This window comes from Natronobacterium haloterrestre (assembly GCF_900112205.1).
Classification (GTDB): Archaea; Halobacteriota; Halobacteria; order Halobacteriales; family Natrialbaceae; genus Natronobacterium; species Natronobacterium haloterrestre.
On sequence record NZ_FOKW01000003.1, the window covers coordinates 63,092 to 87,925 of the forward strand.

At 66.7% G+C, this 24,834-nt stretch carries 20 protein-coding genes; 11 read left to right on the forward strand and 9 right to left on the reverse strand.

Going from position 1 to position 24,834, the window contains the following annotated elements; all coding sequences use genetic code 11:
• Nucleotides 1–1,431, reverse strand: a complete 1,431-nt coding sequence (gene sufB, locus BM113_RS06945) for a Fe-S cluster assembly protein SufB (protein WP_089786568.1) — start codon at nt 1,429–1,431, stop codon at nt 1–3.
• Between the two features lie 61 nt (nt 1,432–1,492).
• A complete protein-coding gene (locus tag BM113_RS06950) occupies nt 1,493–2,398 on the reverse strand; it encodes an ABC transporter ATP-binding protein (RefSeq protein WP_089786570.1) in 906 nt (301 codons plus the stop codon).
• A gap of 314 nt (nt 2,399–2,712) precedes the next feature.
• On the opposite strand from BM113_RS06950, the gene BM113_RS06955 reads away from it, so the two are divergent.
• Nucleotides 2,713–4,554: a histidine kinase N-terminal 7TM domain-containing protein gene (locus BM113_RS06955; RefSeq protein ID WP_245757997.1), complete on the forward strand. Its 1,842-nt coding sequence runs from the start codon at nt 2,713–2,715 to the stop codon at nt 4,552–4,554.
• A 21-nt stretch (nt 4,555–4,575) separates the two neighbouring features.
• Here the strand turns inward: BM113_RS06955 and BM113_RS06960 are convergent, their stop codons facing one another.
• A complete protein-coding gene (locus BM113_RS06960) occupies nt 4,576–7,296 on the reverse strand; it encodes a DNA-directed DNA polymerase (protein ID WP_089786573.1) in 2,721 nt (906 codons plus the stop codon).
• Between the two features lie 139 nt (nt 7,297–7,435).
• Here BM113_RS06960 and BM113_RS22615 point away from each other — a divergent pair, with 139 nt between their 5' ends.
• The 3 genes from BM113_RS22615 to BM113_RS06975 all read left to right on the forward strand — a co-directional run bounded on the left by BM113_RS22615 (nt 7,436) and on the right by BM113_RS06975 (nt 10,210).
• Nucleotides 7,436–8,134, forward strand: a complete 699-nt coding sequence (locus tag BM113_RS22615) for a hypothetical protein (protein WP_245757998.1) — start codon at nt 7,436–7,438, stop codon at nt 8,132–8,134.
• A 50-nt stretch (nt 8,135–8,184) separates the two neighbouring features.
• On the forward strand, nt 8,185–8,586 hold the full coding sequence (locus BM113_RS06970; protein ID WP_089786575.1) for a universal stress protein: 402 nt from the start codon (nt 8,185–8,187) through the stop codon (nt 8,584–8,586).
• Between the two features lie 106 nt (nt 8,587–8,692).
• On the forward strand, nt 8,693–10,210 hold the full coding sequence (locus BM113_RS06975) for an MATE family efflux transporter (protein WP_089786576.1): 1,518 nt from the start codon (nt 8,693–8,695) through the stop codon (nt 10,208–10,210).
• Nucleotides 10,211–10,215: 5 nt separating this feature from the next.
• Here BM113_RS06975 and BM113_RS06980 read toward each other — a convergent pair whose 3' ends face one another.
• The 4 genes from BM113_RS06980 to BM113_RS06995 all read right to left on the reverse strand — a co-directional run bounded on the left by BM113_RS06980 (nt 10,216) and on the right by BM113_RS06995 (nt 12,698).
• Nucleotides 10,216–10,710, reverse strand: coding sequence for a universal stress protein (locus BM113_RS06980; RefSeq protein WP_089786578.1), 495 nt, complete (start codon nt 10,708–10,710; stop codon nt 10,216–10,218).
• Nucleotides 10,711–11,128: 418 nt separating this feature from the next.
• On the reverse strand, nt 11,129–11,404 hold the full coding sequence (locus BM113_RS06985) for a DUF7521 family protein (protein WP_089787214.1): 276 nt from the start codon (nt 11,402–11,404) through the stop codon (nt 11,129–11,131).
• A gap of 95 nt (nt 11,405–11,499) precedes the next feature.
• A complete protein-coding gene (locus BM113_RS06990; protein ID WP_007140920.1) occupies nt 11,500–11,847 on the reverse strand; it encodes an ArsR/SmtB family transcription factor in 348 nt (115 codons plus the stop codon).
• 98 nt (nt 11,848–11,945) lie between these two features.
• Entirely contained in the window at nt 11,946–12,698 is a 753-nt protein-coding gene (locus BM113_RS06995) for an alpha/beta hydrolase family protein (protein ID WP_089786579.1), read from the reverse strand.
• A 426-nt stretch (nt 12,699–13,124) separates the two neighbouring features.
• On the opposite strand from BM113_RS06995, the gene BM113_RS07000 reads away from it, so the two are divergent.
• The 4 genes from BM113_RS07000 to BM113_RS07015 all read left to right on the forward strand — a co-directional run bounded on the left by BM113_RS07000 (nt 13,125) and on the right by BM113_RS07015 (nt 18,214).
• Entirely contained in the window at nt 13,125–14,225 is a 1,101-nt protein-coding gene (locus BM113_RS07000; protein ID WP_245757999.1) for a polysaccharide deacetylase family protein, read from the forward strand.
• Nucleotides 14,222–15,604 carry a hypothetical protein gene (locus BM113_RS07005; protein WP_089786581.1) on the forward strand — a complete coding sequence of 461 codons (1,383 nt, stop codon included), beginning with the start codon at nt 14,222–14,224 and terminating at the stop codon, nt 15,602–15,604. The genes BM113_RS07000 and BM113_RS07005 overlap by 4 nt, the downstream gene beginning before the upstream one ends.
• A 100-nt stretch (nt 15,605–15,704) precedes the next feature.
• Nucleotides 15,705–17,321 (forward strand): lipopolysaccharide biosynthesis protein, encoded by a 1,617-nt coding sequence (locus BM113_RS07010; RefSeq protein WP_089786582.1) that lies wholly within the window; start codon nt 15,705–15,707, stop codon nt 17,319–17,321.
• A 71-nt stretch (nt 17,322–17,392) separates the two neighbouring features.
• Nucleotides 17,393–18,214, forward strand: a complete 822-nt coding sequence (locus BM113_RS07015; protein WP_089786584.1) for an alpha/beta fold hydrolase — start codon at nt 17,393–17,395, stop codon at nt 18,212–18,214.
• 62 nt (nt 18,215–18,276) lie between these two features.
• Here BM113_RS07015 and BM113_RS07020 read toward each other — a convergent pair whose 3' ends face one another.
• A complete protein-coding gene (locus BM113_RS07020) occupies nt 18,277–19,395 on the reverse strand; it encodes a DUF354 domain-containing protein (protein ID WP_089786586.1) in 1,119 nt (372 codons plus the stop codon).
• A gap of 178 nt (nt 19,396–19,573) precedes the next feature.
• Between BM113_RS07020 and BM113_RS07025 the strand changes: the two genes are divergently transcribed.
• The 3 genes from BM113_RS07025 to BM113_RS07035 all read left to right on the forward strand — a co-directional run bounded on the left by BM113_RS07025 (nt 19,574) and on the right by BM113_RS07035 (nt 23,476).
• Nucleotides 19,574–20,995, forward strand: coding sequence for a prenyltransferase/squalene oxidase repeat-containing protein (locus BM113_RS07025; protein ID WP_089786587.1), 1,422 nt, complete (start codon nt 19,574–19,576; stop codon nt 20,993–20,995).
• Complete coding sequence (locus BM113_RS07030; protein WP_089786589.1) at nt 20,992–22,287, forward strand: glycosyltransferase; 1,296 nt, start codon at nt 20,992–20,994, stop codon at nt 22,285–22,287. Before BM113_RS07025 ends, BM113_RS07030 begins: the two co-directional genes overlap by 4 nt.
• 169 nt (nt 22,288–22,456) lie before the next feature.
• Nucleotides 22,457–23,476 (forward strand): GNAT family N-acetyltransferase, encoded by a 1,020-nt coding sequence (locus BM113_RS07035; RefSeq protein WP_089786590.1) that lies wholly within the window; start codon nt 22,457–22,459, stop codon nt 23,474–23,476.
• Nucleotides 23,477–23,513: 37 nt separating this feature from the next.
• Here the strand turns inward: BM113_RS07035 and BM113_RS07040 are convergent, their stop codons facing one another.
• The gene (locus tag BM113_RS07040) at nt 23,514–24,824 is read right to left on the reverse strand and encodes a DUF7405 family protein (protein WP_089786592.1); all 1,311 of its coding nucleotides are present in this window, start codon (nt 24,822–24,824) and stop codon (nt 23,514–23,516) included.
• Nucleotides 24,825–24,834 lie beyond the last annotated feature (10 nt).

Below are 24,834 nucleotides of genomic sequence, written 5' to 3' on the forward strand. Positions count from 1 at the left end.
TTATCCGAGGCTTCCCTCCATCTCGAGTTCGATGAGGCGGTTGAGTTCGACCGCGTACTCGATCGGCAGTTCCTCCGTGATCGGTTCGATGAAGCCGGCGACGATCATCTTCTTGGCGTCGTCGTCGTCCAGTCCGCGCGACTGGAGGTAGAAGATGTCCTCGTCGCCGATCTTGCCGACGGTCGCCTCGTGAGCGACGTCGACTTTCGACTCCTCGATCTCCATGTACGGCATGGTGTCCGAGGTGGACTCGTTGTCGAACATCAAGGCGTCACACTCCACCGCGGTGGAGGAGTTCTCGGCGCCGTCGGCGATGTGGACGAGGCCGCGGTAGTTGGTGCGGCCGCCGTCCTTGGAGATCGACTTGGACTCGATGGTCGAACTCGTGTCGGGCGCGTTGTGGTAGACCTTCGCGCCGGTGTCGATGTCCTGACCCTCGCCCGCGAAGGCGATGGTGATGTGGGTGTCGGTCGCGCCGCGACCCTTGAGGATCGAGCACGGGTAGAGCATGGTGGCCTTCGAGCCCATCGAGCCCGAAACCCACTCCATGGTACCGTTCTCTTCGACGATGGCACGCTTGGTGTTGAGGTTGAAGGTGTTCTTCGACCAGTTCTGCACCGTGGAGTACTGGACGTGGGCGTCCTCCTTGACGAAGACTTCCACTCCTCCGCTGTGGAGGTTGTGGGTGCCGTACTTGGGCGCGGAACAGCCCTCGATGTAGTGGACCTCGCTACCGGGTTCGGCGATGATCAGCGTGTGCTCGAACTGGCCCATCCCTTCCGAGTTCATCCGGAAGTACGCCTGGACGGGCATCTCGACGGTGACGTCCTCGGGGACGTAGACGAACGAGCCGCCGGACCAGACGGCGCCGTGCAGCGCGGCGAACTTGTTGTCGCTCGGGGGGACGCAGGTCGTCATGAAGTGCTCCTTGACGAGGTCGGGATGCTCCTGGACGGCCTCGTCCATGTTCATGAAGATGACGCCCTTCTCCTCCCACTGCTCCTGCATGTTCTGGTAGACGACCTCGGACTCGTACTGCGCGCCGACGCCCGAGAGCGCCTTCTTCTCGGCTTCCGGAATGCCCAGCTTGTCGAAGGTGTCCTGAATCTCGTCCGGAAGTTCGTCCCAGTCGTCGACGCCTTCGCGCTTGTCCACGTCCGGGCGGATGTAGGGGACGATCTCCTCGATGTCCAGGCCCGAGAGGTCCGGCTGGCCGGGCCAGTCCGTCGGCATCGGCATGTTCTGGTACTGCTTGAGCGCGCGGAGACGGCGCTCGAGCATCCAGTCGGGCTCGTCCTTGTCCTCGGAGATCATCCGGATGATCTCCTCGGTCAGGCCCTTCTCGGATTTCACCGCGGCGTTCTGGTCTTTCTTGAACTCGAACCGCGCTTCGGTGTCGGTGTCTTTGAGGTGGTCTTGTTCGGAACTCATAATTTGATTGTGTATGTGGTTACGGCTGTAGGGTTATTACCGTTGTTCTAGCCGAATTCGGTTACGCCGTGCCGTAGACCTCTTCGCGGACCCAGTCGTACCCCTTGTCCTCGAGCTGTTCGGCGAGCTCGGGACCGCCGCTCTTTGCGATCTGACCGTCGAGCATCACGTGGACGTGGTCGGGCTCGACGTAGTCGAGGATGCGCTGGTAGTGGGTGATCTGGAGGATGCCGGTGCCCTGCTCGTCGCGAAGGGCGTTGATGCCGTTCGAGACGTCCTGCAGTCGGTCGATGTCGAGCCCGGAGTCGATCTCGTCCAGAACGGCGATCGAGGGCTCGAGGATCGCAGCCTGCAGCACTTCGTTTTGCTTCTTCTCGCCGCCGGAGAAGCCGGCGTTGAGGTAACGCTGGGCGAACTTCTCGTCCATGTCCAGTTGCTCCATCTTCTCCTGGAGGATCTTCTGGAACTCGGCGACGCCGACTTCGCCTTCGTCGACGTCCCCTTCCATCGGCGAGGATTCGAAGCCCTCCTCCTCGTCTTCTTCTTCACCGTCCTCTTCCTCGAAGAGCTCCTCGCGCTCCTCGATCTTGGCGTTCAGCGCCGTCCGCAGGAAGTTCGTCATCGTGACGCCCTCGATCTCGGCCGGATACTGGAAGCCGAGGAAGACGCCGAGTGCGGCGCGCTCGTTGGGCTCGAGGTCCAGCAGGTTCCAGGTGCGCTGGTCCTCGTCGATCTCGACTTCTTCGCCGAACTCCTCGTCCTCGAGGTGCAGGAGAACCTCACCTTCGGTGACCTCGTAGGCAGGGTGGCCCGCGATGACCTTCGCGGTCGTGGACTTCCCGGAGCCGTTCGGCCCCATCAGCGCGTGGATTTCGCCCGACTCGACCTCGAGATCGACGCCCTCGAGGATCTTCTCGTCGCCCTCTGCTACTTCAGCGTGCAGGTTGCTCAGTTCGAGACGTGCCATAGTACTCTGTCACCCGAAGAGTGGGTCGTATCACTGATAACGGTTTCGTATCCAATTGGATACGGTATCCTATCCGCAAAATAATTTTTTGAATGCGTAACTCCACTTTTATTCGTAGTACTTGTCGGACGGGATTCGAGAACCCGAACGGCCAACGATATAAAAACCGTTCGTACGTCGGTTTCGATTTCGATCGCCGGATCTCTCGGGACTACAGCGGCGCAGGGCGTCCTCTCGACTCTCTTCCCGTCGTCGAGTCCCTGATAAATCATGCGAAGACTTATCAAACGGAATGGAATATGGGATCCCATCCGATGGGGTGGCAATTTACCGCTCGCTTTCTCCCGCTTTTCGTCGCCGCGACCCTCGCTGTGATCCTTTGCGTGCTCGCGGTCCGTAATCGACAACGGGACGAACGAGCGGTCCCGCTCGTCGTCGGCGTGTTGCTGGGTGCCGGGATCTGGGCAGGGGCCGACGCGCTACGGCTTGCGCGTACCGATCTCGCCGCGAAATTCCTCCTGCACAACGTCCGGTTCGTCGGGTCGACGTTGCTTGTCCTCTCCACGCTGCTCTTTACCCTCGAGTATACGAATCGCGACGAGCAGGTCACGACGCGTACGGCCGCGGCGCTCGGCGCGCCGTTTCTCGTGACGCTCGGCCTCGTCTGGACCGACCACACGGCGACTCACGATCTGATCAGGACGAGCGTGGAACTCGTCGTCGTCGACGGGTTAGCCGTCGCCGAGTTCGAGTTCGGCCCCGCCTTCTACCTCAACGCCGCCTACTCCTACACGCTGCTCGGGACAGCGCTCGCGCTGTACCTGCTCGAAATGCTCAGGACGCAGGGCCGGGTGTATCGTCGCCAGTGTGCAACGCTCGTGACGGGGATGCTCGTTCCGTGGGTACTGAACGCGCTGTACCTTCGAGGAACGACAGTGGTGGATCTCACCGGCGTCGGCCTCGTCGTAACGGGGATCGCGTTCTACGCGTCGCTGTTCTGGTTCCAGTTGCTCGACCTGGGGCCGATCGCCAGGAGCACCGTCGTCGACGAGATCGAGCACGGCGTCGTCGTGGTCGACGCCGAAGGCCGCGTGGTCGACGTCAACGAGACTGCAGTGTCGGTGTTCGGTCGCTCCCGGGTCGACCTCGTCGGGTCGGACGCCGGGTCGTTGCCGAACTCGCCCCCTGACCTCGCCGAGCGCCTCGCACGGGAGGAACCGGTCCACGACGAGGTGACGGTATCGATCGGAGACGGCGCGCGACACTTCACCGTCGACGTTTCGCCGATCGCGGTTCGGGACGGTCGCCACGCCGGCCACGTCGTCCTCTTTCGTGACGTTACCGAGCAACGCCAACGGCAGCGCGAACTCGAGCGCCGCACCGAACAACTCGAGACCCAGACCGACCGATTCGAGCGGCAAAACGAGCGGCTGGACCGGTTCGCGAGCATCCTCTCACACGACCTCCGGAACCCGCTTACCGTCGCCCGCGGGTACGTCGAGACCATGGACGAGGATCGACCGCCGGATCCGGAACGGCTGGCAGCGATCGAGGAGTCGCTCGACCGGATGGACGAGATCGTCGACGACGTCCGAACGCTCGTCCGCCAGGAAAGCGAGCCGACCGACCGCGAGCCCGTCGACTTGCGGGCCGTCGCCACCGACGCCTGGAACGGGACCGCGACGAAAGACGCCTCGCTCGTCGTCGAGACCGACCGGACGGTTCGCGCCGACCGGAGCCGTCTCCGTCAACTGCTGGAGAACCTGTTCCGGAACGCGATCGACCACGGCCCGGACGACGTCACCGTCCACGTGGGCGACCTCGAGGACGGGGGATTCTACGTCGCGGACGACGGCCCCGGGATCCCCGAGTCCGAACGCGGAGCGGTCTTCGAGGAAGGATACTCGACCAGCGAGGTCGGAACGGGGCTCGGACTGGCCATCGTCTCGAGCGTCGCGGACGCTCACGGCTGGTCGATCGAACCGCTCGAGAGCGACGGCGGCGGTGCCCGGTTCGAGGTCGTCACCGGGAACGAGGACGGCGATGCCGACGCCGACACCGAGAGCGCGGGCACCGAGCCACCCGTGAACCGTCGGGACCGGGGACCGTTCGACGATCGGGGATCGTCGCAGGAGCCTCCGTCCCCCGTCGACTAACCGGGCGTAGCCGACCCGGGCTCACATGAAACTATCCAGCCCGGTCTGTTCCTGGCCCGACTTCACTTCCTCCCAGGAGACGTCCAGCGCCTCGAGGATGCGCTCGATCGGCCCCTTCAGGGTCTTCTCGAGCATCTTGTCGTAGTCGACCTCGAACTCCTCGGGGATCTGGTCCTCGTACTCGAAGCAGATCACGTCGGGGTCGCGCTTGAACGCGCCGTAGAGCGGATCGCGCTGCGGATCGAACCCTTCCTCGTCCTCCATCCGCCGGAAGAAGGCGGGGTCGACGCGCTCGAGATAGAGCCGCTTTGGCTTGCTGCCGCGCTGGAAGTTGGTATCCAGCAGGAGGTTGGCGTACTTCGCGCCGCGGACCTGTGCGGTGTCGGTATCGTAGTTGTCGAGTCGCTTGCCGATCCCGCCAGGGATGGCGATGTCCTCGAGGCTCACGTCGCCGGCCAGGACGTCCTCGATGACGCCGTTGACGTACTCCTTTGCCCCTTCGACGTCGCCCTCCTTGACGATCGTCTCGATGACCTGGTGCTGGACTTCCTTGGTGATCGGGGCGATGTCCGAGCGCTGGTACTCGAAGCCGACGATGTCTATCGTGTCGACGTCCTTGCCTTCCTTCCAGGTGATGTGTCCGGCGTAGCGTTTCTTCTTGCCCGCCTGGAAGAACCGCCGGTAGAGCTTCTCGAACTCGATCTGGAAGCGATGCTGGTCGGCGTTCAGGTCCTCGCGCGCGAAGTCCTCGTAGCGGTCGTTGATGTACTCCTCGATCTCGAAGGACTGCTCTATGGCCTCGTCCTTCGAGACGTCGGGGCCGAGTTCGAGCATGACGCTGTCGGTGTCGCCGTACGCGACCTCGTAGTCGAGTTCGTTGGCGGCGGTTTCGGTGAACTCGATCACCTCGCGGCCGGTCGCGGTGATCGCCGAGGCGGCCTCCTTGTCGTAGAGCCGGAACTGCTCCCAGCCGGAGACGCCGTACAGCGAGTTCATGATGACCTTCACCGCGCCCTGCTGGCGGTCGTACTGTTCGTACTCGGGCGATCCGGGCTCGTGTTCGTCGCGCAGCGACTTCTTCTCCTCGCGCTCGGCGAGCAGTTCCTCGATCATCTCGCGGTTGACGCCGTCGGGTTCCTTCCGGAAGTGGGTCCCCGTCGGCGCCTCGTAGGTCTCGCCGTCGTACTCGTCGGGGTCGACCTTCGTCTCGGGCGAGGCGTTGATCGTCACCATACACATCGGATACAGCGACTTCAGGTCGAGCACGGTGACGTTCTCCTTGACGCCCGTGATCGGCTCGAAGACGGCACCGCCCTCGTACTCCTCGCCGCCCTCCTGTTGGCCCTTGGAGGGGAGCGCGAACCGGCCGTACGCCTGGTGGAGGACGTACATGTCGACCGCGTCGCCCGGCGTCGGGGCGTCCTCCAGCTTACAGCCGACGAACGACCGCACCTCGTCCCAGAACGGGATGATCTCCTGCTGGCGGTCGAGTTCGACGCAGAGTTCGACGTCCCGGAGGTTGTACTCGAGCAACTGGGTCGGGTCGTCCTCCCAGAGGTCGCCGATGTCGCCGGCGTACCGCTCCTTGCCGACGCCGAGTTCCTCCTCGCCGACGGCGTCGAGCCGGTAGGAGTCGAGTTCGGAGAAAACCATCCGCTGGTAGCCATAGAGGAGGTCGAAGACGACCCGACCCTTGATGTCGGGACCGCCCCAGTTGCTGCGCCAGACCTCGTCGACCCGCGAGAGCCGATCGATCTCGAGGTCGTAGTCGTGGGGCCCCTGGAGTTCCTCGAGGCGGTCGAGGAAGTACGGCGCGTCGAAGTCCTCGAAGTTCCAGCCGGTGAGGACGTCGGGATCGGTCTCCTCGACGTAGTCGACGAACGCCTCGAGCATCGCCTCCTCCTCCCCGAAGGCCCGGACCTCGTGATCGATCTCGCCCTCGATCGGGTCGTACTCCTCGATTTTGGCCGGGATCTCGCCGTCGCCGATCGGGGCCTCGTAGAGCCACATGACGTACTCGTCGCGGTAGGAATCGTGGCTCGTGAGACAGACGATCGGCTCCTCGCCGTCCTCGGGGAACCCCGAGCGGTCGTCGACCTCGATGTCGAACGTACAGATTCGGGGATCGGCGTCGACGTTCGCCGGTTCGACCTCCTCGTGGGGGACCACGAGCGAGCCGTCCTCCGCGCGGCGCTCGGGCACCCGCAGCCCGCTCCGGATGTCCTTGTCGATCAGGAACCGGTTGGGGAACAGGATGTCGGCCTCGTAGTGTTCGAACTCGTCGCGGACCTTCCCGACGTCACGGGGGGTCTGACCGAAGATCTTGGTCAGTCGCTCCCCGCGGATGCTCTCGTAGGGCTCGCCGTCGTCGTCCTCCTCCTCGCTGCCCGTCAGCCGGTCGTACTCCTCCTCGGGCGGCCGCTCGAGGCTGTCCGTCGGCGCGTAGAAGTACGGCCGGAAGCCGACGACCTGGACGTGTTCCAGTTCGCCGTCGGGCGTCCGTCCGAAGACGTGTACGATCGGTCGTTCCTCGTCGCCGTAGCCCGCGACCGTGTAGTCGACCTGCATCACGGCGAGGTCGAGTTCGCCGTCGGGTTCGGGCAGCGTTTCTTCGACGACGTCGATCACGTCGGCCGCGCCGCCGCCGTCCCCGGCGACGGCGACCGCCTCTTCCTCCGGCCGGTCTTCGGACTCGGGTGGGGACGAGAACTCCGCAAGTCCGGTCTGGCCCGCCTCAGTCATGATAGCTGGCTTTGCAGTCGCCGGATAAAAACCCCCGCAATCCGCGGACGCCGTCGTCCTCCTCGGCGGGTTCCGGCGTCGATGACTGTCCCGAACAGGTGAAAAATGATTGATTGGTCCGGTCGGAAAAGGCCGGAGTATGCCACACCTCGAGCGGCGTACGAGGGAACGGCCAGCGAACCGGGTTCCCCTGCCGGTCCTCGACGCGTTCGGTTCCGGAATCTTCGGGGACGGGGTCGCCGGGTTCGACCTCGGTTCGTGGGTGCCCGTTCCGCCGTCGCTTTCACTCGAGCGGGCCGACGACACCGTCCGGAACGGGGAGCCGAACGCGACCGCGAGCGATCGGTCGTCCCCCGCCGATGACTCCAGAGGGGAGAGGAAAGCGAACTCGAGCACCGCGGGTTCGGACGAATCCGAACTCGAGGCGGGGAACGACGGCGAAGCGACGGTCGAGGTCGACGCCGAGGCCGACCTCGAGGTGACGTTCCTCGACTGCGAGACCGTCCGGATCGAGGGGTCGGTCGACGAGGTAATCCTCGCGGCGTTCTGGTGGGACGAGTCCGGCCTCCCCGGAACGATTGCGGAGCCGATCGGCGGCGTCGACGGCGAACGAGTTATCAGCGTCTCCGACGCGTTCGGCTCGTTCGTTCACGGACCGATCCTGTCGGAGGTCCAGGGGTTCCGGGCCGGCACGCCCACGGTCCCCGGCAACGGCGACTGGACCGTCTCGAACCCCCATCTCGAGCGGTGTATCGAGCGCGTCCGCGACCGCTACGACGGCCCCGGTGACCTCGAGGGCCCGTTCCCGGACGCGAAGCGCTCGGAGCGGAAGGGATAGCGGGTCACGGGAAACCGTCTTCAGCACACCCATTGAAGGGTTCGCCCACGATGTACGACGACATCCTGGTCCCGACAGACGGGCGGGACAACACCGAGCGAGCGATCGAGGAAGCCGTCGGCCTCGCGGTCGCCCACGACGCCACCCTGCACGCACTGTACGTCATCAACTCCGCGCAGGTCGCGCCGGGGATCGACTTCGACGACCTCGAGCCGATCGGCGAGGAGGCGGTCGGACACGTCGCCAGCCGGGCCGAAGCGGCGGGCGTCGAGGACGTCCGGACCACGGTCCAGCACGGACTTCGCCACCGGGCCATCCTCGAGTACGCCGACGAGGCGGACGTCGATCTGATCGTCATGGGCCGGAACCGCGGCCTGGAGCGGTTCCTCCGGAAGAGCGTCTCGGATCAGGTCGCCGAGTCAGCCTCGCGGCCGGTGCTGGTCGTCGAGTAGCGGGTGAGACCGCGACCCGTGAGATAGTGTATCGATTCGAAACCGGCTCCGTCTGCCGGGTCGGGAAGGTCTTTTATCCGGTGTTGATTAGCCCGAGTCGGTTCCCGTGGTTCGTACCGTTCCCAACCCGTTCCGGCTCGCGATCCTCTGGATCGGGCTCGCGCTCGCCAAGCTCGGCCTGATCGAGGTCGAGCGAGCGCGCCGAACCACGGACCTCGCCTGGCCGCGGATCGTAACCGGGCTCGCCCGGATGTCGAAAAACGCCGTCGACGTCGCGATGGTCGGCGTCGGCGTCGGATCGGCGGCCATCGCCGGCGTCGGGTTCGCCTCGCCGTTCTGGGGCCTGGCGTTCGCCTTCGGCGGCGGCGTCGCCGGCGGAACGATCGCGCTCGTCTCCCAGCGCTACGGCGCGGAGACGTACGAGCAACTCGAGCAGGCCGTCCGCTCGAGCGCCCTGCTGGTCGTGATGATCACGGTCCCGATCACGGCGGCGTTCTGGCTCGTCCCGACGGAACTGATCTCGCTTCTCAGCTCCGACGCAGAGGCGATCGAACTGGGAGCGACCTACCTCCGGATCGTCGGCCTCGGCGTCCCCTTCGCGGGGCTCAACCTCATCGGCAGTCGGACGTTCGTCGGGATGGACGATGCCTGGACGCCGATGGTCGTCCGCGCGGGCGGCGCGGTGGCCAACATCGTCCTCAACGCCGTGTTGATCTTCGGTCTGGGGCTTGGCGTCACCGGTGCGGCGATCGGGACCGTGCTCGCGAACGTCGCCGTCACGGCGACGTTTGCCGGGGGACTGATCGCGGGCCGGCTGCCGGGTGCCGGGGAGTTCCCGATCAGCGTCGACCCGACCGGGAGCTACGTCCACGAGTCGACGATCCGCGATCTGACGACCATCGGGCTCCCCGTGCTCGGGTCGAAACTCGTCTGGACGGCCGCCGAGTTCCCGCTGCTCGGCATCGTCGATCTGTTCGGCCAGCGGACCGTCTCGGCCTACGTCATCGCCCGTCGCATCCTGGGGCTGATGAACACGCCGGGCTGGGGGTTCGGACTCGCGGCCTCGAGCCTCGTCGGACAGGAACTCGGCGACGGCGACGAGCTACGGGCCGAACGGTTCGGTCGGGAGATCGTCCTGTTCTCGACGGCCGTCTACGCCGTCGGGGCGGTACTCGTCTTCGCCTTCGCGGAGCCGATCGTCCTCGCGTTCACGAACGAACCGGCCGAACTGGCCGTCGGTACCGCGGTGACGCTCGTTCAGGTCGCCTGCGTGGCAGTCGTCCTGAAGGGAGTCTCGACGGGCGCGGCCGGAGCCCTCAGGGCGAGCGGCGATACGCGGTGGCCCTTCTACAGCCAGTTGCTCGGGATGTTCGGGCTCGCGATCCCGCTAACGTATCTCGGAGCCGTCGGCCTCGAGATCCCGTCCTGGACTGTCCCGATCCCGGGACTCGAGGCAACGACCCCCGCGGTTTCCCTGCCGGCGATCGGTCTGCTCGGGCTCTATCTGGCCTTCCTCGCCGAGACCGCCGTTCCCGCAGCCATCAACTACTACCGGTTCTGGACCGGCCGGTGGAAGGCGATCAGTCGCGACTATCGGCCGGACTCGGTGCCCAGCGACGACTGAGGGGTTCATTCCGTCTCCGTCTCCGACTCCGACTCCGACTCCGAATTCGCCTCCGATTCCGCCGTTGCATCGGGCACGGGAACGACGACGACCGGCCGGGACGTCCCCTCGAGAACGCTGTCCACGACCGATCCCGCGCCGGTCGAACCGTCGCCGTTCGCTTCGGCTTCGCTGGAGGCGGTCGTCCGCCCCACGATTACTTCGTCGACTTCGTGCTCGGCGGCGACCTCGGCGAGTGCGGGGGCGAGGGCAGCGTCGCGATACTCCGTCCGAAGCGGGTCGACGAACGGCAGCCTGACACGAGCGACGTTTAGCGCCTCGCGGGCGTCGCGTTCACTCGGTTCCTCCCCGTCGCCGACCCTGTGGCCGCCCTCATCGCCGGACGCCGCGACGACGATAACCTCGATTTCCTTGCCGTCACCGGCTCCCCGTCGCTCGAGGTAATCACAGACCGCTGCCGTAGCGTGTACGGAGTCGGTGCCGACGAGATACACCTGCATACCCGTTCGAGCGGCCGATCGAAGAAGAACGTACGGGATCGATCGATTCTTGTCACTGCTCGCCGGCGGCGTTTTCCGACCCAGAAAACGCCCTCCCGACTCTATTAGTACCCCCGGTAAAGGAAAGGCTGGGGAGATCACAGGTCCGGTTCCCTCACACCACGTGATCCCCCGCTTCCCGACCGCCGGATCGAGCGACGGTCCGCACGCGGGAGCCCGCCACCTCTGCCCCGCCAGTTGACCTCGCGTCCGTCGTTCGGTCCCCTCGCCCCCTTTCGTCCGCCCTGTGGTCCGCTCCGCTTCGGCCCGACCGAACCGGCGCAGTCGGCCCCGATTCGCCTGCGTCTGGACCGGTTTCTCTCACTGTCACGTCTCTGGCGAAATCGAACGTCGGAAGCGTCGAGACTCGGCGCCCGGGTCAATGTCGCCCGTACAGCGAATAGGTGATCGCCACGAGCCCGAGCAGTCGGCTCACGTTCTCGAAGAAGACGGTGGCGACCTGCTGTGCGTCGGTGAACGTGTTGATCGTCACGTTCACGAGGAACGGACAGAGGGTGAGCAACAGCAGGCCGATCGCGAGGTACAACATCGACGGCGCATCGTTGCGGCGGTACCCCCGATACGCCTGGTAGGCGATGACCGTCCCGATCAAGGCGACGAGAAAGAGGCTCGCGACGGTCAGGAGCTCGAACATCGTCGCCTCGTCGATCCTGACGACGTCCGCGCTGGATCCGGGACCCGTCACGGCCCCCGGTTCGAGCCCGGTACGGATACTGATTCCGGCCCCGATCATCGTATCCCCTCCCACATTCGGGTGAACCTGTCCGCGACGTCTTCCTCACGGTAGGATAGTTCGAGGTCGAAGGCCCCGTCCTCCAGCGTCAACTCGAGTCGCTCGAGGTTCGCGCTGTAGACGCTGTAGTGGTTCCCGTCGGGGGCGAGCTCCGTCTCTTCGGTGACGAGCCGACACTCCTCGAGGCGATCGAGGCGGCGATAGATCGTCGGCAGGGACGCGTCACACCGTTCGCTCAGGGTACTGGCAGACATGGGTTCGACGCTCGTATGGGTGAGGATCTCCCGGGCGTACTCGTCGTCGAGAACGGCGAGCACCGTCGACAGATCCGACTCCTCACTCACTGGTACCCGGTCGTTCCGGCAGTAGTATCAAAAACGGTCCGGTTTTTCTGACCGAGAAAACGCCCGACACAACCGGTCGTTCGTGCCGGTTTTCACCTTCACACGTCCAGCCGGGCCAGCCAGTCGACCGTCGACTCGAGCAGTCGATCCTCGGCGACGCTCGAGAAGCGGTGTCCTTCGCCCGGAACCGCCCGGAGGAGGACGTCCGTCTCGAGGTGGCGGGCAGCCTCGAAACTGTCCTCGATGGCTACCGACGTGTCCTCGCGGCCGTGGACGATCAGGACCGGCACCGAAAGGGCGTCCGTAACGTCCTCGAACGCGTACGCGTCGAGGTCCTCGAAGAACCGCCCGTCCACGGACCGACCCTCGTCGAATCGGCACTCGCCCTCCCGTTCGACCGTGGCCCGATAGTCGTCGAACGCCCGCGCGTAAGTCACGGGCGCTCGGGCGACGATCGCCGCGACGTCCTCTCGGTCAAGTGCGGCGTGGAAGGCGACCTTGCCGCCGAAACTCGAGCCGAAGAGGACGGTCGACGGAGGATCGAAGTACTCGAGGACGGCCTCGAGGTCGGCGATGCGGTTGCCGAGCGTCGCGTCGGCGAAAGAACCGTCGGCGTCGCCACAGCCGCGGAAGTCGAACCGGACGGCCTCGTACCCCTCGGCGGCGACGCGTCGACAGCGGCGCTCGTAGCTCCCGGACTTGTCGCTGAGGAAGCCGTGGCAGCAGACGAACCAGGCATCGTTCGCCCCGTGATCGGCCCGTTCGCTCGCAGTCGCGCTCGAGTCGGGTCGGTGGTGGACCGCGAGAACCGACTCGCCGTCGGAGACGGGAACGTCGTGGGTTTCGGGCATCGGGTGGGGGTACGGGCTCGAGTAGGGAGTACGCTCCCATTCGCCGTGGCGTCACGCTCGAGGGGTCGACGGACGCGTCGAACACGGTCGCGTCGACGCCGCTCGGACGAAACCGCGGTAGGCGGGCCGTAACCCCCGCTCGAACGTGTCCGTCAGCCCGGTCCGGGAGTACGGCCTCATTTACTATCGTATCGATCGCGGAGAGTGTACGGACGAGATGACCGAACCGATTGCGAACAGGTACCGCCCGTCCCCGCCGCCGTGGATCGGCGTCGTTCGTGCCGATCGCGGCCGATCGTCGACGAGTCGCCGCTCGGACCCGTTCGCGCGCGCTCGAGTCGATAGCGATGGAACCGGAACCGATTCCGGAAACAGGAACGGAAACGGAACCGGAAACGGAACCGAAACCGGAACGGGGGGACGACCATGAGGACGGATCGCAGTCGTCGCCTCGAACCCGACGCCCTCCCCGACGACGCCGAGTTCGCGCTCTGTCTCACCCACGACGTGGATCGCCCCTACAAGGGGCTCCGCGGGTTGTACTACGCGACCCAGGAACGGCCCGGCTACCACCTCCGGACGCTACTGCCGGGATCGAACCCCTACTGGCAGTTCGAGTCGATCATGGAACTCGAGGCCGATCTGGGGGTTCGATCGGCGTTTTACTTCCTCAACGAACAGCACCTGCTGGCCGATCGGCCCGTCCGGGAGTGGTTCTCCCCGTCGAACTGGGTACAGCATCTCGGCCGGTACGACGTCACCGCCGACGAGGTAGCCGAGACGATACGCGCGCTCGACGACGGCGGCTGGGAGGTCGGCCTGCACGGGTCGTATCACACCCGCGACGACCGAGACCGGCTTCGCGAGGAGAAGCGATCCCTCGAGCGCGTCCTCGGGAAACCGGTCGCGGGCGGCCGACAGCACCACCTCCGCCTGGCAGTGCCCGACACGTGGGACCACCACCGTTCGATCGGCCTCGAGTACGACGCGAGCCTCGGCTCGGCGGCTGAGTGTGGGTTCCACTACGGGTATCGCCCGATTCGGCCGTTCGAGGACGACGGGAGCGACTTCCTCGTGTTCCCGCTGACGATCATGGACCAGGCGCTGCCGGATCCCGGGACCGAGTTCGAGGCCGCGCGGCGCACTTGCGAACGCCTGTTGCTCGACGCCGCGAGAAACGACGCCGTGATGACCGTCCTCTGGCACCCGCGCTATTTCAACGAGCGGGAGTTCCCCGGCCATCGACGCCTCTACCGGTGGCTCGTCGAACGGGCGGCCGAAATGGGGGCGTGGATCGGCTCCCCGGGCGCGTTCTGCCAGCACCTCGAGGAGCGAGTCGAAGCCGACGCCGAGTTGGATGCCCGGGACGACCCGGGCGTGACGCCGGTGACAGGGTCGACGGCGGACTCGGACGGGAAAAAACGCCCCGCTCGAGAAACCGACCCCGGCGGAGTCACGGACGCCGCCGACCCGGCCGAGTCGGGAACCGCCGGCACCGACTCGCCGACCGCGAGGGGTGAATCGTGAGTCCAGCGAAACCCGCGACGGTCGTCGCCGTCGTCGCGCTCGTCGTGTTCGGGACCGTCGGCGCGACTGGAATCGCGATCGCGACGACCCAGAGCGGATCGGGAGCAGGTACGGACGGCGCCGTCACCGGGAGCGGCCCGTCGGCCCAGCTGTCGGCCGACTCCTACGTCGTCGAACAGGGCGACGCCTGCCGGCAGATCGAACCCCTATCGACCGCCGAGTCAGTCGAGTCGTTCTACGACTATCGGAACCACGAGACCCACCCCGAAGGAGTCGACCGGATGTACAGCTCCTACGGCACGGAACACCTTCAGGAGAACAACGCGAGCATCCTCTTTCTCCACGAGGGAACCGACGGGATCAGTCTCGTTATGGTCCACGACCGCGTCGACGGCAACACGACGGGCGGCGTCGCGACGTTCGACATCGTGGGTCTCCCCCACGAGTCCGAGTGGGTCGTCAAGAACGACGATTACGATGGCGAGTCGAACATGGACGAGTTCGACCGCGGCGACGGCTGGGCCGGCGCCTCCTGGATCTGGACGGAGAGCCGAACCGCCGGCGGCGCGATCCAGGGCGGGTTGAACGAGCCCTTCGCCGTCACGATCCACCCGGCGTTCAACGAGGACGCGGAGTACTACGAGAACGAGGACCTCTACAGCCCCGACTGGCACGAGGACGGCGAGATCGAGGAGTGGCACGTCCTCTCCGGCGACGCCGACGACCCCGAACGCGCGGCCTTCTCCTCGCTCGAGGAGCCGGTGACGATCCGAACGGGGACCTGCGACGACCCGTCGGTGAGCTACGACCGCACCGACGACGGGATCAGCGCCGCGATCGAGGGCGCGTCGCCGGACGACGTCGTTCGCCTCCAGCCGACCAACGGAACGGGCGACGCCGTCAGGTTCGATCACGTCGACGTGACCGGCCTCGAGGGCGACGGAACGGTTACCTTCGAGAGCCGCGAACCCGACGACCTCCCGGCGTCGCCGCCAGACCGCGAGTCCCTTGGCTCGCTCGCCGGATCCGCGAGCGGGAACGTGAACCTGACGGCGACGGTCACCGTCAGCGTCCAGGCCGACGCGCTCGAGGAACGGGGGCTCGATCCCGACCGCGTGGCGCTCTACGAGGCTGACGGCGACGGCTGGAGCGAGGCCGACACCGCTCTGACCGCGGAGACGGGAACGACCTACCGCTACACCGCGGAGGTTTCCTCGCTCGAGGGACTGACGGTCGCGGAGACCGGAGAGGCCCCGGCCACGGACGGTGGCTACGCTTCGGCTATCCCCGGGTTCGAACTCGGCGCGGCCGCCGGCGCGGTCATGCTGTTGACCGTCGCGCTGGCGGCGAGATATCGGCTCCGATCGGGATCGGAGTAGACTGGATCGGGTCGGCCATCCGGACTCCCGACCCACCCTGTCTCTCACTTATCGAGAATTTTAACTTCCGGAGAGGATTCCCGGTGGGTAGGTACCGGTCGTGAGCAGCGAGTTACGCGAGGAGTCGAGAGAAAGGGAGCAGGACGGGGCAGAGCCGGGTACCGAGCCGGATACCGGGCCGCGCGCGGACGGTGACGTCACCCCCGACGAGCGCGATGCCCTGCTGACGATCGCCCACGGCGCGGTCGTCACCTCGGGCGGCGTCTCCGTCCAGCGCGGGCTGGTCGCCGGGACGGAGTTCGTCCTCGCGCGGGGGCTCGGCCCCGTCGCGTACGGCGTGTACGCGCTCGCCTGGCGGATCGCGCAGTTGCTCGTTCGGCTGGTCACGTTCGGGAGCGTCCCGACCCTCCAGCGGTACGTACCCGCGTTCGAGGACGATCCCGCGCGGCGGTCGCGGGTCGCAGGACTGGCCTACGCCACCACGACGGGCTTTGGCCTGGCCATCGCCGCGGCGGTGTGGGTCCTCGCGCCGCGGATCGACGCGGCCACGGTCGACCACCCGTCGTTCCCGCCGGCGATGCGGCTGTTCGGCGTTCTCGTCCTGTTGCTCGGCGTCCTGATGATCTACGCCGCACTCTTTCGCGCCGTCGGCTCGGCGCGCGGTGAGGTGATCTTCAACAAACTCCTCCGGCCCGCCGTACGGCTGGTCGGCGCGCTCGTCGCGCTCGCGCTCGGCTACTCCGTCGTCGGCGTCGCCGGCGCGTTCGTCGCGTGTGCCGCCGCCCTCGTGATCGTCGGGTTTCCGGCGACGACGAGCGCGACCGGCATTCGGCCGCGGCTCGGGGGCTCACGGGCCGAGGTCCGCCGGTTCTACGATCACGCCGCGCCGGTGGCGATGAGCAGCCTCGGGAAGGTGTTCCAGAACCGCGTCGACATCCTGCTCGTCGGCGCGCTGCTCTCGGCGACGGCTGCGGGGGTCTACAACGTCGTCCTCGTGTTGATCTCGATCGCGTGGATCCCCCTGCTCTCGTTCAATCAGCTGTTGCCCCCGGTCGCCTCCGACCTCCACTCGAGCGACAGGATGGAGACGCTCAACGCCGTCTACTCGTCGGTGACCCGCCTCATCGTCACCGCCGTCGTTCCGGTCCTGGCGATCCAGGCCGTGTTCGGCCGGGAACTGCTGGCGCTGTTCGGGGCGACCTACGCCCGGGGATACCTCCCGCTGGTCGTCTACCTCGGCGGCGTGTTCGTCGGCAGCGCCGTCGGAGCGACGGGCTGGCTCCTGATGATGACGGACCACCAGTACGCCCGGATGGCCCTCGACTGGCTGCTCGCGGCGTTGAACGTCACGCTGACCTACGCGTTCGTTTCGGCGTTCGGACTCGTCGGCGCGGCGCTCGGCACCTCGCTCGCGATCGCCGTCCAGAACTCGCTGCAGGTCCTGCTGCTCCGCCGGTTCGAGGGGCTGTGGCCGTTCGACGCCACGTACCTCAAGCCGCTGGGGGGCGGCGTCGTCATGGCCGGGGCGATGCTCGGCGTGCGGTCGGCGGCGGACGGAGTGCCCGCCGTTGCGGGAGGGATGGTCGTCGGGCTCTTCGCCTACGTGGCGACGTTGCACCTGTTAGGCGTCGATCCCCGCGATCGGCTCGTCGTCCGCGAACTCGCCGCCCGCTACCGCGAGGACCTCGACGAGGCGGTGTCACGGTACCGGGCGTAGCGGGCCTCCGGTCGAACGCGAACGAGGCCGAGGAGAAGCTATATTCCGCGCGGTCGAGTGTCGAACTCACTGTGAACGAACGGTTGCCGGAGAACTGGGTGGACGACGAGGTCAGGGTAAACGGCGTCCGGCTTCGCTACCTCCGAACGGGCGGGACGGGCCGCCCGCTCGTCGTCGCACACGGCTTCTACGACGACGCGCCGAGTCGGCTGCCACTGATTTCGACCCTCGCCGCCGAGTACGACGTCGTCGCCTACGACGTCCGCGGTCACGGCCTATCGGACGCGCCGCCGACGGGATATTCCGTCGGTGACAGGGTCGACGACCTCCTCGGGCTCCTCGAGGAACTCGGCCTCGAGTCGCCGGTCCTCCTGGGTCACTCGACCGGCGGGAACACGGTCATGGCGGCTGGGGCTCGCCGGCCCGAGCGACCGCACGCGATCGTGGCGATCGATCCCGCCGGCCTGCTCGATCTCGAGCCGGATCCGGCGGGGCGCGAGCGTCGCACTCGCGAGCGGATCGAGGAGTGGCACGGGCTTTCGGTCGAGGAGTTGCTCTCCGTCGAGGAGGGTCTCCAGGACCACGTATCAGCGGGCAACGAACGACTCGCGCGAACGCTCGCACGTGCCCGCCAGCGGGTCCATCCGCACGCCGCCGCGGTCACCCGTCACGGGTTCGCCGATCCCGAGGAAATCTATCCGGAGATCGCTGCCCCGACGCTGGTCCTCCGTGCGGACGGCGACGAACGACAGCGGGAGCGTGACCGAGCCCGCTGTGCCCGCCTCCCGAACGGCCGTCTCCGTCACGTCGACGGGGCGGGACATACGGTCGTCCGCGACGCTCGCGAGGAAACGACTCGAGCCGTCCTGGAATTTCTCGACGAGCGGTCGTAGTCCCTCGCTCCCGGTCTCGATTTCACTCTCGCTTTCGAGGCTCGCGGCGAACCGGTCCCCGGTCAGTCGCCGCCGATGCCGACCGACTGTGCCGGCTCGTGGTCCGGCCGCCGTCCGAACTGACGAACGGACTCTACCTCCTCGACTCGGCCGCGGACGTTCGCCACGTCGACGATGATCTCCGTGAGGTTCGCCGTCCCCGCGAGGAACTCGTCGCGGCGGCGTTGCCAGGTATCCTCGACGGTGTCGTCGGCCAGCAACTCCTCGACGCGCTCGAGGATGGCGTCGGCCTCGGCGACGTTGTGGATCAGTCCCTGGTTCTCCAGCGCGACGAAGTTGCCCATGTCGTCGTCGCCCACGAAGGAGTTCGAGCGGATCGCGGGCGTCCCGAGCAGGGCGGCCTCGGTCACCATCGTCTGGGTGTCGGCCACGAGCAGGCTCGCTTCCGCGAGCGCGTCGTGCATCAGCGCCGGGTGGAGGTCGAACCGGCGGGCCGGCAGCCCCTCGAGGTCGGCCTCGCCGCTCTCGTCGGAGACGAGGACGGTGACGTCCTCGGCGAGGCGCTCGACGATCCGGCGGCGGTCCGCGCCGGTCAGGCCGTGCTTGCCGACGTCGTGCTGGGAGCCGAAGGCGTTGAGTCTGAGAAGGGCGAACCGCTCGTCGGACTCGAGTCCCAGTTCCCCCCGGACCTCGGGGTTCGGCTCGTACGTGTCGGGGTGGAGGTACGCACACTCCTTGAACCCGGGGAAGACGTAGTGGTGTTCGCCGAGGTTCTTGCGGAAGGTGTTGGGCGTGAGGATCGCTCGGGCGAACGGCGTCGAGATCGTGTGGTCGAACGACGCCGGCTCGGAGTCGATGAGCAACACCGTCGGCGTCCGAACGACGGCCCCGGTGTGGGCGGCGTACCCGCCCATCCCGAAGATCAGGTCGGGGTCGTACCGCCTGGCGAGGCGGATCGCCCGGGCGTAGTGGGCCGGTAAACGACTCAACAGCGACCCCTTCGAGGTGTCACACGAGCCGTAGACCTCGTAGGGCAGGTCGTACCACTCGAGCAAGTCGACCGTACAGGTGTAATCCCGCGCGAGGACCAGGACGTCGTCCCCGCGAGCCGCGAGCCGCCCGATCGCGTGCTTGTACAGGTGGACGTGCGCCGGCGTATTCGTAAAGAACAGGTATCTCATGCTGACGGTATCGTCTCCTGACCGAACGGTGAGCGGCCGAGGGGGTTTGTTATCAGGCTCGTACCGACCGTAACGACCGCCCGACGGCGGGACAGTCCCCTCCTGTCCGTCGCGGTTCGAGGGCGGACCGGCGGTAGCGAGCGTATAATAATAGGAATACGTTGCCAGGTGTCCGTAGATGCAGTCTCAGGGTAGTAGCGACATGGACGGCGAGACGCGACCGGCGGGTGCGTACCGACTCGAGAACGAGGGCCACGTCGACGTCGGCGGAGATCGACGCGAGCGATACCTTTCAGTACTCGATTCGACGCTCGCGTACGCTCGCCGCCGGAATTACGTCGGCCCGGACTACGGCGACGGGCTCAGTAGCCGGCTGTTGCAGGCGCTGCCGATCGACAACCGGTGGCTCAACCTGGCCGTCCAGGAGACGGTCAAACGCGCGCCCGTCGACGTCAGACCACTCTTTCGCGTCGAGGAACGGCGCAACTACAAGGGGGCCGCGCTGTTTACGATGGCGAACCTGAACTACTACGACCTGGTCGGTGACGGCACCGAGACGGCTCCCTCGCTTGCCGCGTTCGACCCGCTGCTCGAGGCCGATCGGCTCGCGGACTGGCTGGTCGAGGAACGCATCACCGACTACAGCGGCTTCTGTGGGGGCCACCGCCATCCGATCCAGCACCTCCACACGAAGGGCGTCCCGAGCGATCCCGACATCGTGTCGACCACCTACGCGGTCCGGGCGCTGCTCGAGGTCGCGCGGTTCGCGGAGCGAGAAGACGTCGACCTCGACCCCGAGACCCGAGAGAAGTACGCCTCATACGCCGAACTCGCGCGAACGGCGACTGACTTCCTCGTCGAGGACCTGAACTACCGCGAGGTCGAGGAGGGGGCGAAGATCGACTACCACATGAACCACCCCGACGACTCCTACACGATCAACTCCGCGGCGCTCGGGGCGTCGATGCTCGTCGACCTCTACGACTACTTCGGCCACGACGACCTCCGCGAGCGGGCGACGAAGATCCTCGACCACGTCGCGGCCTGCCAGACCGACCGCGGCGGCTGGCCCTACCGGCTCCCGGCCGACGCCTCCCACCTCTCGATGGACAACCACCACAACGGGTTCGTCGTCGAGGCCTTCCAGCGGTACCGCGACATCGTCGGCGACGACCGGTACGAGGACACCCTCGAGGACGCGCTCGAGTTCTACCGGACCGAACTGTTCGCACTCGACGGCGCGCCGAACTTCGACGAGGAAAGCGCCTTTCCGCGCGACATCCACGCCAGTACCCAGGGAATGCTGGTCTTCGCCCGGGAAGGTGACCTCGAACTCGCCGAGCGTATCCTCCGGTGGACCCTCGCGAACCTCCAGGTGGAGGGCGAGCAGGGCCGGTTCTACTACCGGAAGTACCGCCACCACACGAAGCGGGTCACGCTGATGCGGTGGTGTCAGGGCTGGATGTCGTACGCGATGTCGGAGTTCCTGCTGGCCTGTGCCCGGCGGGGCCGGAGTCCGGAAGGTCCCTTCGAGGCCGAACCGTCCGGAGCCGATCGAGAGACTGACCGACGGGAAGCCGCACCGACGCCCGAGACATGAGCCGCCCCGCCACGGAAGGAGATCCGGCCGACACACTCCCGGAGGCGGGGTCGAGGCCGGATCCGGAAGCGAACGACTGCTCGAGCGACGACCGCTCCGGCCGGACCCCGCCGGACCCGTTCGGCTCGGATCTCGCGGGTTCCGTCGACGACGCCGATCCGGCACCCGAGGAGGCGCGGGTCCTCGTCGTCTCCGGACTCGGTCACAAGAACGAGCGCCACTACGGCCCGCTGGCCGAGGTCGCCGGGGAGACGACGCTCGTCTGCCTGAATCCGCGCCACGACGTGGAGCCTGCGAAATACCGCGAGGTGCCCGACGTCGGCCCGCGGCCGCTGCGGCTCGTCCTCCTGTTTTTCGTGGCGCTGCTCGAGGGGTACCGAACCGAGTACGACGCGGTCGCCTCGATCTCGCTGTTCCCCTACGGGCTCTACGCGCTCGCCCTGAAGGCCATCTACGGCTATCCGGCCTCGCTGGGGATCATCGGGATCGACCTGGACCACCACGCCCGGCAGTGGTACGGCGCGGTACCGCGGTGGGCGTTCGGGCGCTTCGATGCGGTCTCCGTGCCCGGTCCGTCACACGCCGACGCCCTCGAGGACTGTGGCGTCCCCCGCGAGCGGATCGAGATCCTGGCGAACGCGATCGACGTCGAACGGTACCGACCGGACGATCGCGGGACTGGGGACGCCGGGGACGACCACGACCACGACCACGACTACGACTACGACTACGACTTCGTCTGGGTCGGCCGCTTCAGCGACGAGAAAGCCCCCATGCGGTTCGTCGAGTCCCTCGTCGCGCTCGAGAGGCGGGACTCGACGGGCGAGTTCCGGGCCGTCATGGTCGGCGACGGCCCGCTCCGGGACGACGTCGCCGCGACCCTCGAGACCCACGGATTGGGCGACCGGGTCGACCTCCCCGGCTGGGTCGACGACCCCCGTCCCTACTACCGGCGGTCCGCGACCTTCGTCCTGACCTCGCGGCGAGACGCCCTGCCGCTCGTGATGCTCGAGGCGATGGCGTCGGGACTGCCGCCGGTAGTGCCGCCGGTCGGCTCGGTTCCCGACGTCGTCAGCGACGGCGACAACGGCGTCGTCGTTCCGGATCGCGACCCTCGGAGTTTCGCAGCGGCGATGGCTCGCTGTCTGGCCGAGCCCGACGAGCGGGCCGACCTGGGGGCGAACGCGACCGCGGTGCGATCCTCGTTCTCGTACGAGCAGGCCGGCGACGACTGGCGGCGGATCCTGGCGACGCTCGTCCGGTCCCGTCCCTGTTCCCGTTCCCGTTCCTGACCCCAGTCCTGTTCCCGTTCCCGTTCCTGATCCCGGTCCCGTCTCGATCTCGAGCGACCGAGGCGTAACCGGATCTCTCACCTACTTTCGGCCGACGAGGTGGAAACCGGCGGGTTATCGCCGGTAGCGACGCGATAACAAAACGAACACTCGCAGTACGACGACCTACATGGACATCGAACGACTGGACCTCGAGCGGTGGGACGACGCGCTTCCCAGGTCGGGGTTCGAAGTCTTCCACGACCCGGACGCGCTGGCCGTGCTCGACGCCCACACCGACGCCGAACTGCGTCTCTACGGCGCGTTCAAGGGTCAGCAAGCCGTCGGCCTCCTCCCCGTCTTCGTCGACGAAAACGCCGTCGGTCGAACCGTCTTCTCGCCGCCGGTCTCGATGGGCGTGCCGCGGCTCGGGCCGATCATCGACCCCAACAGTCCGAAGCGACGCAAGTGGGAGCGGATCAACGCCGAACTGGCGGAAGGGGTCCTCGAGGACGTCGAGGCAGACCGGCGCTCGACGCTGTTCCGGATGACCTGTCCCGTCGGCTACGACGACCCGCGCCCGTACGGCTGGAACGACCTTTCGGTCGAGCCGCAGTTCACCTACGTCGTCGACCTCGAGGGCTGTAGCGACCTCGAGGACGCGATGGCCGGCTTCAGCAAGAGCCTGCGAAACGAGATGCGCCGCTACGACGACGTCGATCTGACGATCGAGATGGAGGGGATCGACGCCGCCCTGCGGATCTACGACGACGTCGTCGACCAGTACGCGGAGTACGACGACGAAGCGCCGATGACTCCGCAGTTCCTCCGTGACTTGCTCGTGACCCTCGACGACGACAGGTGGCGAACCTACGTCGCCCGGACGCCCGACGGGGAGTACAAGAGCGGCATCCTCACGCTGTTTTCCAACGACCTGGCCTACTACTGGCAGGGCGGAGTGACCGCATCCTACGAGCACGTCAGCGTCAACAACCTCCTGCACCGGCGGATCCTCGAGGACGTCGTTACCGATCCGGACCTCGAGTCGGTCGAGGGGTACGACCTCGTCGGCGCGAACACGGAACGGCTCTGTGAGTACAAAGGGAAGTTCAACGGCGAGTTACGGCCCTACTACGTGGTCGAGTCCTCGGGTCTGGAGATGCAACTGGCGAAGTCGGCCTACCAGCGGGTGAGTGGCTCGCTGAAATGAGCCGTTTGACCGCCGAGTATCGGAACTGACGTCCCGCTTACCGTTCGGGATCGGGTCTCGGTAGCGCCCGATGTGTCCGCGGCGGGACGAGATAACTCCCCCAGTGCCGGAGCCGGAGGTACCGGAGAATTCCGTTGCTCTGGCGTGGGCCGAGTCCATGCTGTCGGAACTCCTCGCCGAGCATCGCTTCCCGGACGCGCCTGAACTCGGACATGGTCCGCTGGAGGGAGACGAAGTGGACACCGCAGCGATTTCCGTCGGTCGTATTCACGTCCCGTCGGAGCAACACCGGCTCCCCGTTTTCCCGTTCCCGGGCGAGCTTTTGGGCGTGGCCGACGGTGTTGCGCTCGCGGGCGTGCTCGTGAATGTCGTCGACGACGGATTCGACCCCGGTCGAACTCCCGAGTCGCTCACCGTACTCGCCGACTGCGTTTCGCTCTGCGTGCTCGGGGCTGAACAGTTGCGCCACGCGTTGCTCGTGGTCGCTCTCCTCGAACCACGCGTCGAGTTCGAGCTCGAGCGTCTCGAAATGCTGAATCGATCCGTCGGCGAACGGCCCCTCCTGGATCGTTACCCGGTCTTCGGTGGCCTGACTCTCGCGAAAGCCGGACCGGAATCCCATGAAGAACGGGGCTTCCTCGGGTACCGGTTCGCTCTCGGGCATCCCGTCGAGGCCGCTCTGTCGTTCGGCCGGAAGCCCCCGTCCGACGAACCCCGTTCGACGGTCAGTCCGCTCGAAAACACTCTCGAGAGACGCCGACAGCGAGTGTCCGTTGAGTTCCGTCCGGTCCCCGAACAGGGCCTCCTCGACCGCGAGTACCACGGCAGGCTCGTCGCTTCCGAGGTGTAACAGCGCATCGGTCGTGTCCACCGTCACGTCGCTCTCGGCGGAGAGCGTGACGATCGGGTCCGGCGCCGGAAGATCGACAGCCTCGTCGAGCGTCGCGTCGAACCGGTCGAAATACGCCGGCGTATATCCGAGCGTAAAGAGGAGGCCGGAACTGCTCCACTCGATGGCCCGTTCGACCCCCTGTAACGCAGCAGTGACGCTTTCCCGGGCGGCGGAATCCGGATCGCTGGACAGCGAGAGGTTGAGGAACACGTGATGGGACGGCGGCTCGACGTTCCCGTCCCGATCCGTCTCCAGCACGTCGTTCCACGCGTGCTGTCGCTCGGGAAGCGAGAGCGGCTCGGGGACGCCGTCGGGGACCTCGAGCGAGGAGCCGTTCTCGAGACACGCCGCGAGAGCGACGGTTCCGCCGGTCGCGACCGCCGAGCGCATAAACGCTCGGCGTGAACGCGCTCGCGTTTCACTCGTCTCCGTCCGATCGTCCGTTGGTGGGGACATCGGTGTGCGA